The following is a 13,972-nucleotide window of genomic DNA, read 5'->3' on the forward strand; positions in this document are numbered from 1 at the left end:
GAACCGATGCCACAGACGACGGGAACGGGGGACACGATGGGCAGCGACCGCCCGGAGATCGAGATCCGGGGACTGCACAAGTCCTTCGGCGACAACCATGTCCTGCGGGGCATCGACCTCGACATCGCCCGAGGCGAGGTGGTGTGCGTCATCGGCCCCTCCGGCTCGGGCAAATCGACGCTGCTGCGCTGTGTGAACCTGCTGGAGGAGCCCAGCCGGGGCCAGGTCTTCGTCGGCGGTACGGAACTCACCGACCCCGATGTCGACATCGACGCGGCGCGCCGCCGCATCGGCATGGTCTTCCAGCAGTTCAACCTCTTCCCGCACATCAGCGTCACCGCCAACCTCACCCTCCCGCAGCGGAGGGTCCTCGGCACGGACAGGGAGAAGGCCGCCGCCGTCGCCCGGGAGAACCTGGAGCGGGTCGGCCTCGCGGCCAAGGCGGACGCCTACCCGGCCCAGCTGTCCGGCGGCCAGCAGCAGCGGGTGGCGATCGCCCGCGCCCTGTCGATGGGACCCGAGGTGATGCTCTTCGACGAGCCGACCTCGGCGCTCGACCCGGAACTCGTCGGCGAGGTGCTGTCGGTGATGCGGATCCTGGCGGGGGAGGGGATGACGATGATGGTCGTCACCCACGAGATGAGCTTCGCCCGGGAGGTCGCGGACCGGGTCGTGTTCATGGACGAGGGCGTGATCGTCGAGCAGGGGCCCGCGGAACAGGTCGTCACCCGCCCCCGGCACGAACGCACCCGCAACTTCCTCAACCGCATCCTCGACCCGGCGGCGGTCGAGGCACCGGCCGACGACGGCACCGCGAGAGGTCCGGAGGCCTGACCGCCCCTCACCTGCCCGCGCGGCGCAGCAGATAGGCCCCGGCGGCCGAGACCAGGGCCGCCATGCAGGCGATGAACACCAGCCCCGCGCCCTCCAGACCGATCGGCTCCACCAGTACGCCCACACCGATGACCGGCACCGAGATGCCCGCGTACGCCACCACGAAGAGCGTCGAGATCACCGCGGCGCGCCGGTCGTCCGGCGACGCCCGCGCCACCACGGACAGCGCCCCGCGGAAAGCCAGCCCCTGGCCGGCCCCGCCGACCAGCGCGCTCAGCACCACCAGCACCAGGAGGTCCCAGTACAGCGCGCCCGCGAGCAGCGCCAGCCCGGCCAGGAGTCCCGCGCAGCCCAGGGGCAGCGACCGCCGGGCACCGACCCGGCCCACCACCAGCTGCCCCGCGGTCGACGCGAAGAAGGCCAGCGCGACGACCAGCCCGCTCACGGCGTGGTTGTGCACCCCCAGGGACCGCGCGAGGAACGCCGGGCTGACCGAGGTGAACACGCCGAACAGCGCGAACCCCACGAACGAGGCGGTCGCCGCCGGCCCGAACACCGGCCGCACCGGCGGCGGCAGCCCCGGCCGCCGCGGCCGTACGCCGTACGCCGGCCGCCGCTGCCGTACGGTCTCCCCGAGCCCCAGCAGGACGGCGACCGAGGCCGCCACCAGGGCGAGGTGCACGGTGAACGGCAGGTGGAGCGGCCGGGGGGCGTACTGCGCGAGTAGCCCGGCCAGCAGCGGACCGCAGCCCAGCCCGCCCATGTTGGCGGCCGTCGCCACGAACGTGGCCCGGCCGCCGCCGCCCGGCGGCGCCGACTCGATCACGTAGGCCGTGGCGGCCCCCGTGAACAGGCCGGCGGACAGCCCCGACAGCAGCCGCCCCGCGTACAGCCAGCCCAGCCCGGTGGCGAACAGGAAACATCCCGCGCTCGCCGCCGCGAATCCCAGCCCCGCCAGCAGCACCGGCCGTCTGCCCACGGTGTCGGAGGCGTTGCCGGCCAGCAGCAGCACCCCGATCACCCCGAAGGCGTACACGGCGTACACGACGGTCACGGTCAGCTCGGAGAAGCCGAACTTCTCCTGGTAGAGGCCGTAGAGCGGGGTCGGCAGCGTGGTGCCCGCCATGCACACGGCGAACACCGCCCCGCCGAGCACGCACTGCCGCCACCCCCGGCGCATCCGGTCCATGCCGCCGACCGTAACCCCGCGCACCACCACGGTCCCGTCCCGGAGCGCCGAATCGCCGGGGCGTCGCCCGCCCGGCACAGGAGTCACGGGCTGACCGGCACCGCCGGGGGAGGCCCCGTCGGAGCAGCGGAAGCCCTGATACCGCTCAAAACGGAATGTTGCTTCCGAAAGGGCTGACGCGCCAGTGGACGTGGCGGAACGTCACTTTACCGTCCGGATCAACGCGCTTACTGCCCGTTGCGGTTGACTGGGGCAACATGCGGTTTCAGTAACCGAGACGAACTCGACGGTAATCGTCCGGTGGCTCGCGTGTTCGTATAGCTTCAGCTCGTCGCCGCCGCACCTGGGGACACGGGGTCCGCGCGGGGAATCGCGGCGACAGGGATGCGACCACTCCCATGACAACAGCCACTCGAACCAGTGCCTTCCGTGTCGACGCGTACACACCGCACTGCCAGGTCATCGCCGACGAAGGAGACCACGCCGTCATCGGCATCTCCCCCGGCAACTCCTACTTCTCCGCCCAGCGCGTGCACGCACTCGCCGAGTGGGCGCTCGACAACTTCGCGCAGGCCGACCTCATCTACACGGACCTGCACGTGGCCGAGATGTACGAGGCCATGGGCTATCCCCCCGACGAGGCCCGCCGCAAGACCGTCAAGAACCTGCGCGGCGTACGCGCCAAGGTGACCAACGCGGTCGCCGACATCGACCCGTCCGGCACCCGGCTGCGCGGCAGACCGATGTCCTCGCTCCAGGGCATTCCCGCCTACGACCGCATGCACGCCGACCTGCTGGACCGGCTGCACACCGACCCGGCGTTCGCGCAGACCTGCAACGAACTCGTCGACATCTTCCTGTCGTCGAAGGTCCTCGGGGGCGAACGGGCCACCGAACACCAGCGGGCCGTCTGCCTGGACTACGTGTGCGCCGAAGCGCCGCTCTTCCTGGATACCCCCGCGATCCTCGGCGTCCCCTCGTCGCTGAACTGCTACCACCAGGCGCTGCCGATGGCGGACCTGCTCTACTCGCGCGGCGCCGGGCTGCGGGCCTCCCGCAACCAGGGCCACGCCGTCGTCACCCCCGCCACCGAAGGAGACCAGCTGTGACCACCCACGCGGAGCCGATCCTCGAATTCCCCTTCACGTGGGACGGAACGCACCTGCCCACCCAGGTCGACGAACTGCCCCCGGTGGCGAAGGTCCGCACCATCGCCGGAGCCGAGGCCTGGCTGGTCTCCTCCTACGAGCTCGTCAAGCAGGTCCTCGAGGACGACCGGTTCAGCCTCAAGAACACCTCCGACCCTGGTGTGCCCCGCCAGTACGCGCTGACGATCCCCCCGGAGGTCGTCAACAACATGGGCAACATCACCGGCGCCGGCCTGCGCAAGGCCGTGATGAAGGCCATCAACCCCAAGTCCCCCGGACTCCAGCGGTGGATGGACGAGTACGCCGCCGAACTGGTCGAGCGGATGCTCCAGCACGGCGCCCCCGTCGACGTCCGCACCATGTTCACCGACCCGTTCTCCGAGGCGATGCACTGCCAGATCCTCGGCATCCCGCACGACGCCGCCCCGCGCCTGGCGGAGTCGCTGCCCATCGCCTTCATGAACAGCGCCCGGGAGATCCCGGCCGCGCGCCTGAACTGGGACCGCGACATCGCGTACATGAAGGAGCGCCTCGACGACACCGAGCACGGCCTCATCGGCGACCTCGCCCGGCTGCGCGGCACCGAGGGGTACGAGCACGTCACCGACGAGATGTTCGCGACGGTCGGCGTCACCCTCTTCGGCGCGGGCGTCATCTCCACCGCCGGCTTCCTCGCCATGGCGCTGGTCACCCTGCTCACCCACCCGGAGGAGTCCGACTACCTCGCCGACCACCCGGAGCTGATGCCCCAGGCCGTGGACGAGCTGCTGCGGATCAACCTGTCCATCGGAGACGGCCTGCCGCGCCTGGTCATGGAGGACATGACCCTGGGCGACGTCCAGGTCAAGGCGGGCGAGCTCGTACTGGTCCTGCCCGAGGGCGCCAACTTCGACCCCTCCGTCTTCCCGGACCCGCACCGCCTCGACTTCACCCGGACCAACTCCTCCGCGCACTTCTCCTTCGGCGGCGGCTCGCACTACTGCCCCGCCACCGCCCTCGGCAAGAAGCACGCCGAGACCGCGCTGCTCGCCCTCCTCAAGGCCATGCCCCGCATACGGCTGGCCGTGCCGGTCGAGCAGCTCGTGTGGCGCACGGGCTTCATGAAGCGCCTGCCCGAACGTCTGCCCGTGATGTGGTGACCGGCGCGGCCTGACCACCGTACGGAGGCCGTCCGTGCAGCTCCGCCGGCGGGCGGAGCTGCACGGACGGCCGACGCCTGCCCGCCTTCCCCGGTCGTGTGCCCGGCCGCCTCAGCGCAGGCAGCGGCCGAAGTCCACGACGTACGTTCCGGCACCGCTCGCGCCGGCCCCGGCCGGGTCGGCCGCACCGGCCTGCGCCCAGCCGCCGAATTGGCGCAGCGAGGCGTCGAGGATGATCGCACGGTGACCCGGACTGTTCATCCACCACTTGACGGCGGCGTTCGGGGTGCCCGAGCCGCCCCAGCCGTTGTAGGTGATCTCGGAGACTCCCCAGGAACGGGGGTTGGGGCAGTAGCCGGCACCCATGATGCGGCTCTGCGGAGTGGAGCCGGTCCGCGGGTTGGTGTGCGAATCCTTCCAGGGCCCCCACCACTTCAGCTGCACGGCCGCGGCGGTGTGCTGCCGGGCCGCGTCCGTCAGGGCCTGGTTGCCCGTCAGGGCGGGCAGACCGCGCTGGGCGCGCTGGGCGTTGATGAGGCACAGGACCGCGTCCCGTTCCTGGAGGCCCCCGCCCGGCGGCCGGGCGGCCGCCGCGGTGTCGCAGCTCACGGCGGTCGCGGACGGCGCGGCCAGCGGCACGAGCGCGGCGGACAGGACCGTGGCCACGGCCAGGGAGACCCTGGTACGGGTACGGGTACTGCTGCGTGAAGGGCGGATCCTCACGGGCTTCCACCTCCTGCCGACTCGAACAGGTCCGGGGGAGCCTCAGCTGTGGCTGCTCCCTCCAGCCTGGCACCCCGGCCCGCTGATCACCATCGGGCCCGCGCGGCGAGGCACTTCCCGACACCGGCCCCCGCCGCGGTCCCCGGCCACCGTCGACATCGCCGGCGCGGCGTCCGCCACCTCCGCCACCACCCGCCCGGGCACACCGCGGCCGTGCCTGGAGCGACCCTCCGCCGGGGCGCTAGCCGCAGTCGAGCAGGGCATCGGTTCGAGCTGACACGGTTACGACCAGGACGCGGGCCGGACCATCCCGCTCGAGCACCCCGGTGCCCGGCCGCCGCGCCCCAGGCCCGCGCGGCGGAGCGGCAGGGACCCGGGAGGCCCGGAACGCAGGCGTGAGTCTCGACCAGTCGAAGGCCTGCCGACCGGAAGGCTGAGGAGAAGGAGTTCCACCAGTGAAGATCGTTCTGATATCCGGCAGCACCCGAGGCGATTCGGCGAACACCGCCGTACTGGCCACCGTGCGCCACATCCTCGGGAGCCTGCCCGGTGAGCACGAGAGCGTGCTGCTCCCCGTCGGCGAGCTGCCCCACTACGAGGCCGAACTGGAGCGCACCGACGGCTCGGCCGCCGTCCGCGCCGCCAAGGAGCTGGTCACCGGCGCGGACGCGCTGTTCATCAGCACCCCCTCCTACAACGGCGAGATGCCCGGCGCCCTGAAGAACGCCCTGGACTGGCTGTCCCGGGCGCAGGGTGACCGCCCGAGCCCGCTGACCGGCAAGCCGGCCGCCGTGACCAGCGCCTCCCCCGGAGCGCGCGGCGGCCTCGACGCGCAGACCGGACTGATCGGCGTACTCGCCCGCTGCGGCGCCCGGGTCGTCGAGCACGAGCCGGTCGCCGTCGCCCGCGCCGGCACGCTCGCCGCCGAGGACGGCCGCTACACCGACGCCGGACTCGTCACCCGGCTGGAGAGCCTGACCCGGGCCCTGATCGCCGAGCTCGCCCCGGCCGGCGACCGCGAGGAGGTGCTGGTCTGATGGCGGCCTCGAAGCCCGGCCTGTTCCGGATCATGAAGGAGGACCTGGAGGTCGTCGTCGCCCGCGACCCCTCCATGCGCAACCGCCGCGAGGCCCTGCTGCACGCCGCCCTCCCCGCGCTCTGGGCCCACCGGATCGCGCACCGCCTGCACCTGCGCGGACACCGGATGATCGCACGGCTCATCGCCTGGAACGCCCGCCGCAGCACATCGGTGGAGATCCACCCCGGTGCGGTGCTCGGCCGCCGCGTGTTCATCGACCACGGCGCCGCCGTCGTGATCGGCGAAACCGCCGTCGTCGGGGACGACGTGACCATCTACCACCAGGTGACCCTGGGAGCGGTCGGTTGGTGGAGCGACAACAACCGGCCCGAGGGGGACCGCAGGCACCCGGTCGTCGGCGCCCACGTCGTACTCGGCACCAACGCGACCGTGCTCGGCCCGGTCACCATCGGCGCGCACGCCGTCATCGGCGCCCAGGCCCTCGTGAACAAGGACGTGCCCGCGGGCGCCCGGGTCCTCGCCGCCACCGCGGTGATCAAGCCCGTCGGCCAGCGCCCGCAGCCCATGGAGGACCTGTACGCGATGACGGCCTCGGCCGGCTCCTGGTAGCCGCACCCCGCACCGCACCCTAGCCCGGCACCTCCGCGATCCCGCGCGGCCCTGCCGGACACCCCCCACACGAACGCCGCACCGGGCCCGGCGGACCGCATCCGTCCACCCGGCGCGCAGCCGTACGACCTGACTTGTGAGGAACCACACGTGGAAAGCCGTGAGACGCGCCGCATCGCAGACAGCATCGCGGACCTGGTCGGCTCGACCCCGCTGATCCGACTGCACTTCGAAGACTCCGCCCCGGGCGCCGAGGTACTGGCCAAACTGGAGTCCGCCAACCCGATGTCCACCAGCAAGGACCGGGCGGCCCTCGCCATGCTGCGCGCCGCCGAGGAGCGCGGCGAACTGACGCCCGGCAGCGGCACCGTCATCGAGGCGACCTCCGGGAACACCGGCATCTCCCTGGCCGCCCTCTCCGCGTCCCGCGGCTACCGCTGCGTCATCGTGCTGCCCGACAGCGCCACCGCCGAGCGCATCGCCCTCCTCAAGGCCCTGGGCGCGGAAGTCGTGCTGACGCCCCGCGACGCCGGCTACCCCGGCGCCATCGCCAAGGCCGAGGAGCTGCACGCGGCCACCCCTGGGTCCTGGTTCGCCTGCCAGCACGAGAACAGCGACAACGTGCGCGCCCACTACGAGACCACCGGCCCCGAGATCTGGGCCGACACGGCGGGGCGGATCGACGTACTGGTCTGCGGCGTCGGCACCGGAGGCACGCTCAGCGGCGTCGCGAAGTACCTCAAGGAGCAGAACCCGGCGATCCGCGTGGTCGCGGTCGAGCCGGAGAACTCCCCGGTGCTCTCCCAGGGCACGGGCGGCCTGCACCGGATCCCGGGCCTCAACGGTGGTTTCGTGGCCCCCACCACCGACGTCTCCCTGATCGACAGCGTCGTCACCGTCACCGACGAGGAGGCCATGACCGGCGCCCGCTCGCTCGCCCGCGAGCAGGGCATCTTCGTCGGCGTCTCCTCCGGCGCCGTCGCCCACGCCTGCGCCCGGCTGGCCGCGCACCCGGACTACATCGGCGCCTCGATCGTCACGATCCTGCCCGACACCGGCGAGCGCTACCTCAGCCTCTGGAACGAGGCCTCCGCCCCCGCCGCCCGGTCCGCCCAGCAGCCGGCCCCGGCCCCCGCCCCGGCTCCCGCCCCGGCTCCCGCCCTGACCGCAAAGCCCTGACCGTCCGCGCCCGGGCGCCCGGCCCCGTCCCCCACCCCCGAAGGAACCCGGCGTGAACTTCCGTCAGCTCCATCCGAACATCAAGCTGAGGCTCGGCATCGGATTCGTCCAGCGGATGCTCGGCATCATGCTGATGCCGCTGATGGTCATCCACCTCGCCACGCTCTACGGCGCGGCCGCGGCCGGCGCGCTGACCATGGCCGTGGCCGCGGCGGGCATCGCCAGCAACTTTGTCGGGGGCCACCTCGCGGACGTCCACGGCCGCAAGCCGCTGATGGTCGCCGGCGAGGTGGGGGCGGCGCTCACCTTCGCCCTGCTCGCCCTGGCCAACTCGCCCTGGTGGCAGTCCGGGGCGGCCACCTTCCTCCTCTTCCTGCTCAACACCTGCCTCGCCAGCGCCGCCACACCCGCCGCCGAGGCGATGATGATCGACGTCTCCACCCCCGAGAACCGCCGGCTCGTCTACACGGTCAACTACTGGTCGATCAACATGGCGTTCACCGTCGGCGCCCTGATCGGCGGCTTCTTCTACGGAGAACACTTCGCCCTGCTGCTGGCCGGCGCGGCCGCGCTCTCCCTGGCGACCGCCCTGGTCACCTGGTGGCGGATCGCCGAGAGCGCCCCGGAATCCGCCGGAGACCGGGCGTCCGGCATCCCGGCCATGCTCCGCGGCTACCTCGCCGTCTCCCGGGACCGGGTGTTCCTCAGGCTGGTGGGCGCCGCGCTCCTCACCCGGGCCATCGAGGTCCAGATCGGCTACTACATCGCCGTCCGCCTCGCCGACGACTTCCCCGAACAGGCGCTGGCCGGCCTGGAGCGGTGGTTCCCCTCCGTGGACGGCGTCGCCATGCTCGGCATCCTGCGGGCGGTCAACACCGTCCTGGTCGTCGGCTTCGCCCTCTTCGCCGGCAGCATGTTCCGCCGGCTGTCCGACCGGGTCCGCCTCTACGCGGGGATCGCCCTCTTCACCGCCGGCCACATGGTTCTCGCCGTAAGCGACAACGGCTGGATCCTGATCGCCGCCGCCGTCGTCTTCACCCTCGGCGAGATCGCGAACGTACCGGTCAAGCAGGCCCTCCTGGCCGACCTGGTGGACCCGGCTGCCCGCACCAAGTACCTCGCCGCCTACGGCCTGGTGCCCCGCGTCGGCCTGCTCATCGGATCGGTCTGCGTGACCGTGGGAGCCTTCCTCTCCCCGGTCGGCATGAGCGTCCTCTACGGTGCCTTCGGCCTCGGCGCCATCCTCGTCTACCGCTCCCTGCTGCCGCTGCGCGGATCCCGCCGCCCCGCCGCGGAGCAGGAACCCGCCGCCGAGCGGCCGGCCGCCCCGCCGGCGACCGCACCGGCCCAGAACGGAGCCACGTCATGACCCCGCCCCGCGAGCCCGGCCGCATCCTGATGGTGATGCCGTACGAACAGCTCGTACGCAAGGCCGTTGAAGCGGGATTCCAGGTCTGGTCGATCTGGGACCCGGCGCTGCGCCCGCCCGACTACCTCGACGCCGTCGCCGCGCACTCGCGGGAACTGCTCCTGGCCGACTTCACGGACGAGGCGGCCCTGCGCGCCCTCGTCGCCAGGACGGCGCTGGAGCACGACGTCCAGTACGTCCTGCACCTCGGCAGCGAGGCCACCATGGCCCCCGTGCTCGCCGAAGCCGAGGCCCTCGGCCTGTCGCCGAACACCGCCGAATCCGTACGGCTGCTCAACGACAAGCACGCGATGCGCGGCCTGCTCAACGCCGGCGGCGTCTCCGTCGTCCGGGCACGGCGGGCCGAGACCCTCGCCGAAGTGGAGCCGCTGCTGGCCGAGTTCGGACTGCCCGCCGTGGTCAAGCCCACCAACACGGCCGGCAGCCGGGGGATCGCACTGGTCCGCACCGCCGACGACCTCGACGAATGGACCGAGCGGGTCAAGGCGGGCGGCTTCGAAGGCCCCTTCATCATCGAGGACTTCCTCGAAGGCCCCGAATACAGCGTCGAGACCCTGACCGTCGGCGGCACCCACCACGTCGTCGGGATCACCGCCAAGCAGACCAGCGGCCCGCCCGGATTCGTGGAGACCGGACACATCCACCCGGCCCCCCTCGACGCGGCCGACGCCGAGGCCGTACGCGACACCGTCACCGCCCTGCTCGACCTCACCGGCTACGCCTTCGGACCCGCCCACACCGAGGTCATCCTCACCCCGGCCGGCCCGCGCATCGTCGAATCCCAGGCCCGCCTCGGCGGTGACCGCATCCCGCTGCTCGTCGAGGTCGCCACCGGCTACGACCTGGAGGCCGCGATCTTCCGCGGCCTGGCCGGCGAGGACGTCACCGTCCCCGCACCGCACCGGTACGCCTCCATCGGCTTCTTCCAGCTCCCCGCCGGACGCCTGGAGTCCGTCGAGGGCCTCGACGGACTGCGCGCCCTCGACCACGTCCACGGCGTGCACTTCCCGTACGCGCCGGGCGACGTCCTGCCCCGCACCACCGACTCCGGCACCCGCCACGGCTACGCCGTCGTCGACGCCCCGACCCCCTCCGGAGCCGCCGAACGGATCGCCGCGGCCCGCACCGCACTGCGCACCACGACCACTCCCACCCCGAAGGAAGCCCTGCGATGACCGCCCCGACCGCGCGCGCCGCGGACCGCACCCTGCTGCTCGTCGGCGCCACGGACCAGCACCTCCAACGCGCCAAGGCGCTGGGCGTCCGCGTGGTGCTCCTCCAGCACCCCGACAAGATCAACGCCTACCAGACGGGCCTCGCCGACGCCCTGCTGATGGTCGACTACACCGACTGGGACACCGTACGGCCGCTCGCCGAGGCCGCCCGGGAGGTCTGGGGCTTCGACACGATCGCCTCCCTCACCGAGGCCGGCCTGGACATGGCCGCCCGCCTCAACGCCCACTTCGGCTTCCCCGGCACCGGCCCCGAGGCCAGCCGCCGCATGCGCGACAAGTTCCTGATGCGCCGGCACCTCACCGAGCGCGGCAAGCTGTCGATCCACTGGGACCGGGTCACCGACCGCGCCTCCCTCGACGCCTTCGCCGCCCTCGCCGGCTACCCCTTCATCATCAAGCCCACCGACGCCACCGCCGGCTTCGGCCTGCTCCGCGTCGGCAGCGCCGAGGAACTGGACGCGACCTGGGAGCGGATCGAGGAGCTGCGCGGCCGGCACACCGACCGGGGCTCGACCCTCTACAGGATCACCGAGTTCCTGATGGAGTCCTACCTCGACGGGCCCGAGTTCAGCGTGGAGGCCTTCAGCTTCGCCGGCCGCCACGTGGTGATCGCCGTGACCGAGAAGCTCGTCGACGAGACCCACTTCGCGGAGCTCGGCCACGCCCTGCCCGCCCGCCTGGCACCGGACGCCCACGCCCGGATCAGGGCCGCGGTCGAGGACTTCCTCGACACGATGGGCGTCACCGACGGACCCAGCCACACCGAGCTGCGCCTGACCTCCCGGGGCCCCGTCGTCATCGAGTCCCACAACCGGGTCGGCGGCGGCCACATCAACGAACTGGTCGAGGCCGCCTACGGGATCGACCTCCTCGGCTACGGCGTCGCCTGGCCGCTGGGCCTGGTCGAGGCCCTCGCGGAGCCCCCGGAGGCACGCGCGGGCGCCTGCACCCGCTTCGTGCTCCGTGACCCCGGCACGGTCACGGCCGTCTCCGGCGTCGAGGAGGTCGCCGCCCGCCCCGACGTGCTTGCCGTGGAGGTCTCCGTGGGGCCCGGGGACCCGGTGCGCCCGCTGCGGGACAACTGGGACCGGCTCGGCTTCGCCGCGGTGACCGCGGCAGACACCGACGCCGCGATCGCCCTGTGCGAGCGGCTGACCGCGCGGATCCGCATCGACGTGACCCCGGCCCCGGTGCCGGCCGGCGCCAGAGAGCTGGAGGTCGCGGCGTGACCGCCCTCGTACTGCACCGGTTCCCCCTCGGCCCGTTCCCCTACGACCGCTGGCTGGCGGGGCTCGACGGCGGCGTGGTGGTGATCGCCGCCCGCGACCGGATCGAGGGCGCCCGCGAACAGGTCCCGGACGGCGACGGGGGCTACCGCAGGCTGGTCGTGCTCGACGACTTCGAGGACGAGGCACTCCTCGACCACGTCGCCCTCGAACTGGCCGAGGAGTACGGGGTCACCCACGTCATCGCCCCCCACGAGGCGGACCTGCTGCGGGCGGCCCGGCTGCGCGAGAAGTTCGGCCTCCCCGGGCAGCTGCCCGGGGAAGTGCTGCCCTTCCGGGACAAGCTGCTGATGAAGCGGCGGCTGGAGGCGGCCGGCATCGAGGTCGCCCCGTACTCCCTGCCCGGTACGGTCGACGCGGCGCGGGACTTCGCGGACGAGCACGGCCTGCCGCTGGTCCTCAAGGCCCGGGACGGCTTCGGCTCCATCGGGCTGAGGATCGTCACGACGGCGGACGAGCTGGAGCAGCACCTGGCCGAGGCCTTCCCGCCCGGCACGGCGCCCCGGGAGGACCTGCTGGCAGAGGCGTACGTCCCGGGCCGGATGTGTCACGTGGACGGCGTGGTCGTGGGCGGCCGCACGGTGATGGCCTGGCCGTCCCAGTACCAGTACGACCTCTCCTCCTTCCGCGCCGACCCCGGCGCCCGGGTGGACCTCACCCTGGCGCCCTCGGACCCGCTGACCCCGCGGCTGCTGGAGGTGGCGCAGGAGGCGCTCGACGCCCTCGGCGGCCCGGCGGACTACTGCTTCCACGCGGAGGTCTTCCACACCCCCGACGACCGCCTCGTCGTCTGCGAGGTCGCCTCCCGCCCCGCCGGCGCTCGGATCCGGGAGGTGCTGCACGCGGTGTTCGGGGTGCACCCGGTCGAGCTGGCGGTGCGGGCGCACACGGGACTGCGGCTGCCCGTCCCGGCCGGGACGGCGGAAGGCGCCCGGCTGGAGCCGGTCCGCATGGCGGGCCAGGTCCTGATGATGAAGCGGCCCGGCACCGTACGCGCCATCCCGGTCACCCCCGAGGAGCCCTGGGTGGAGTTCTACGGGGTCTTCGCCGAACCGGGCGAGGTCATCGAAGAGGCCGCGCTGTCCTCCGACTTCCTCGCGGCCGCCGTACTGTCGGCGCCGACGCGGGAGGAGTGCGAGCGGCGCCTGCGGGAACTGGGAGCCCGGTTCGAGACGGAGATCGTGATCGACTGACCGGCCGGCGGGCGACCCGGGTTCCCGGCTCCCGTCGCCCGCCCCCGTCAGCCCGCGGACCCGGAGAGGAAGGCCCGCAGCCGCCGGTGCTGGCCCTGTGCGACGCCGGCCGGTACCGCGCCGGAGTACGCGGTGAGGACGCCGCCGGTACGGACGACCGTGACGGGCACGGTCTGCTCCATCGCGATGCCCGGCACCGTCCAGTCGAAGGCGACCGCGTCGTCCCCGGCCGCCGGCGCGGGTCGCCCGCCGACGACGACGCGGGCGTCCTGGTCACCGTAGGCCAGGGTGTACACCAGGAACCCCCCGCACAGAGGTACGGCCTTCCTGAGGGACTCCAGCACCGCCGACGCCTCCTCGACGGTGTGGCTCGACAGCGCCACGGAGTGGAGCTTCCCGAAGTCGACGTTCCGACGGGCGTCCGAGGTGCCCGAGCGCGGCGCCACCGTGGCCACCACCCTGGCCGCCGGCCGGTGCGCCGCCCCGTGGTCCAGCTCGAAGTCGACCAGGGCCTGGCACTCCGCGGGATGTCCCGGGGCGACCCGGGAGGCCACGGCGGAGGGCGTGGCCGCGGCGGCCGGCCCGCGGGCCGTGACGACGAAGCCCGGCAGGTCCTTCCCCGAGGGCAGGACCGACAGCAACTCGGCCGCCGTCAGCGGCTCCGCGCGGCGCGCCCCCGGTCCGGCCCCCGCCCCGGGCCCGCAGGCCGTGGAGACGGCCCCGCAGACCAGCAGGGCGACGGCCACCGCCATGACGCGCGGACGGCGCGGCATCGGTACCCCCTTCGTCGACGTCAGACCATTGTCGGCCCTCGGGCGGGTGCGCTGACCTGGGGGTTACGGTATAGTCGATCTCGAGCTCGCCGCCGCGGAAACACGGTGGTGGGACCGGCGTTGGTGGTCCAAGGAAAGACACCCCACTTCCCGTGGGGGAATGCAGGTGCAAGGCCTGCCCAGCGCTCGATCAAGG

Annotated in this window: 13 protein-coding genes; 10 read left to right on the top strand and 3 right to left on the bottom strand. The window is 72.9% G+C overall.

The window, feature by feature from the left end:
- The first annotated feature begins 36 nt into the window (after positions 1–36).
- Positions 37–834 (top strand): amino acid ABC transporter ATP-binding protein, encoded by a 798-nt coding sequence (locus tag ACFY7H_RS21965; RefSeq protein WP_388940390.1) that lies wholly within the window; start codon positions 37–39, stop codon positions 832–834.
- Positions 835–841: 7 nt separating this feature from the next.
- Here ACFY7H_RS21965 and ACFY7H_RS21970 read toward each other — a convergent pair whose 3' ends face one another.
- The gene (locus ACFY7H_RS21970) at positions 842–2,023 is read right to left on the bottom strand and encodes an MFS transporter (RefSeq protein ID WP_388940345.1); all 1,182 of its coding nucleotides are present in this window, start codon (positions 2,021–2,023) and stop codon (positions 842–844) included.
- 398 nt (positions 2,024–2,421) lie between these two features.
- Here ACFY7H_RS21970 and ACFY7H_RS21975 point away from each other — a divergent pair, with 398 nt between their 5' ends.
- Together ACFY7H_RS21975 and ACFY7H_RS21980 are read left to right on the top strand one after the other, a co-directional pair.
- Positions 2,422–3,132 carry a tRNA-dependent cyclodipeptide synthase gene (locus ACFY7H_RS21975; protein WP_388940347.1) on the top strand — a complete coding sequence of 237 codons (711 nt, stop codon included), beginning with the start codon at positions 2,422–2,424 and terminating at the stop codon, positions 3,130–3,132.
- Positions 3,129–4,310, top strand: a complete 1,182-nt coding sequence (locus tag ACFY7H_RS21980) for a cytochrome P450 (RefSeq protein ID WP_388940350.1) — start codon at positions 3,129–3,131, stop codon at positions 4,308–4,310. Before ACFY7H_RS21975 ends, ACFY7H_RS21980 begins: the two co-directional genes overlap by 4 nt.
- Positions 4,311–4,421: 111 nt before the next feature.
- Here the strand turns inward: ACFY7H_RS21980 and ACFY7H_RS21985 are convergent, their stop codons facing one another.
- Positions 4,422–5,033: a CAP domain-containing protein gene (locus ACFY7H_RS21985; protein ID WP_388940352.1), complete on the bottom strand. Its 612-nt coding sequence runs from the start codon at positions 5,031–5,033 to the stop codon at positions 4,422–4,424.
- 455 nt (positions 5,034–5,488) lie between these two features.
- Between ACFY7H_RS21985 and ACFY7H_RS21990 the strand changes: the two genes are divergently transcribed.
- The 7 genes from ACFY7H_RS21990 to ACFY7H_RS22020 all read left to right on the top strand — a co-directional run bounded on the left by ACFY7H_RS21990 (position 5,489) and on the right by ACFY7H_RS22020 (position 13,003).
- The gene (locus ACFY7H_RS21990; RefSeq protein WP_388940354.1) at positions 5,489–6,070 is read left to right on the top strand and encodes an NADPH-dependent FMN reductase; all 582 of its coding nucleotides are present in this window, start codon (positions 5,489–5,491) and stop codon (positions 6,068–6,070) included.
- Positions 6,070–6,681, top strand: a complete 612-nt coding sequence (gene epsC, locus ACFY7H_RS21995) for a serine O-acetyltransferase EpsC (protein ID WP_388940356.1) — start codon at positions 6,070–6,072, stop codon at positions 6,679–6,681. Before ACFY7H_RS21990 ends, epsC begins: the two co-directional genes overlap by 1 nt.
- A 150-nt stretch (positions 6,682–6,831) precedes the next feature.
- Entirely contained in the window at positions 6,832–7,860 is a 1,029-nt protein-coding gene (locus tag ACFY7H_RS22000) for a PLP-dependent cysteine synthase family protein (RefSeq protein ID WP_388940358.1), read from the top strand.
- Between the two features lie 52 nt (positions 7,861–7,912).
- Complete coding sequence (locus ACFY7H_RS22005) at positions 7,913–9,229, top strand: MFS transporter (RefSeq protein WP_388940360.1); 1,317 nt, start codon at positions 7,913–7,915, stop codon at positions 9,227–9,229.
- Complete coding sequence (locus ACFY7H_RS22010) at positions 9,226–10,464, top strand: ATP-grasp domain-containing protein (protein WP_388940362.1); 1,239 nt, start codon at positions 9,226–9,228, stop codon at positions 10,462–10,464. Before ACFY7H_RS22005 ends, ACFY7H_RS22010 begins: the two co-directional genes overlap by 4 nt.
- Entirely contained in the window at positions 10,461–11,753 is a 1,293-nt protein-coding gene (locus ACFY7H_RS22015; RefSeq protein WP_388940364.1) for an ATP-grasp domain-containing protein, read from the top strand. Before ACFY7H_RS22010 ends, ACFY7H_RS22015 begins: the two co-directional genes overlap by 4 nt.
- Positions 11,750–13,003: an acetyl-CoA carboxylase biotin carboxylase subunit family protein gene (locus ACFY7H_RS22020; protein ID WP_388940365.1), complete on the top strand. Its 1,254-nt coding sequence runs from the start codon at positions 11,750–11,752 to the stop codon at positions 13,001–13,003. Before ACFY7H_RS22015 ends, ACFY7H_RS22020 begins: the two co-directional genes overlap by 4 nt.
- A 47-nt stretch (positions 13,004–13,050) precedes the next feature.
- Here the strand turns inward: ACFY7H_RS22020 and ACFY7H_RS22025 are convergent, their stop codons facing one another.
- The gene (locus tag ACFY7H_RS22025) at positions 13,051–13,776 is read right to left on the bottom strand and encodes a hypothetical protein (protein ID WP_388940366.1); all 726 of its coding nucleotides are present in this window, start codon (positions 13,774–13,776) and stop codon (positions 13,051–13,053) included.
- Positions 13,777–13,972: the final 196 nt, after the last annotated feature.

Source organism: Streptomyces sp. NPDC012794 (genome assembly GCF_042901085.1).
Lineage (GTDB): Bacteria > Actinomycetota > Actinomycetes > Streptomycetales > Streptomycetaceae > Streptomyces.

Excerpts from the sequence above, each read along its gene's own strand:
- ACFY7H_RS21965 (WP_388940390.1), top strand. The coding sequence starts at position 37 with ATGGGCAGCGACCGCCCGGAGATCGAGATCCGGGGACTGCACAAGTCC.
- ACFY7H_RS21970 (WP_388940345.1), bottom strand. The coding sequence starts at position 2,023 with ATGGACCGGATGCGCCGGGGGTGGCGGCAGTGCGTGCTCGGCGGGGCG.
- ACFY7H_RS21975 (WP_388940347.1), top strand. The coding sequence starts at position 2,422 with ATGACAACAGCCACTCGAACCAGTGCCTTCCGTGTCGACGCGTACACA.
- epsC (WP_388940356.1), top strand. The coding sequence starts at position 6,070 with ATGGCGGCCTCGAAGCCCGGCCTGTTCCGGATCATGAAGGAGGACCTG.
- ACFY7H_RS22010 (WP_388940362.1), top strand. The coding sequence starts at position 9,226 with ATGACCCCGCCCCGCGAGCCCGGCCGCATCCTGATGGTGATGCCGTAC.
- ACFY7H_RS22015 (WP_388940364.1), top strand. The coding sequence starts at position 10,461 with ATGACCGCCCCGACCGCGCGCGCCGCGGACCGCACCCTGCTGCTCGTC.
- ACFY7H_RS22025 (WP_388940366.1), bottom strand. The coding sequence starts at position 13,776 with ATGCCGCGCCGTCCGCGCGTCATGGCGGTGGCCGTCGCCCTGCTGGTC.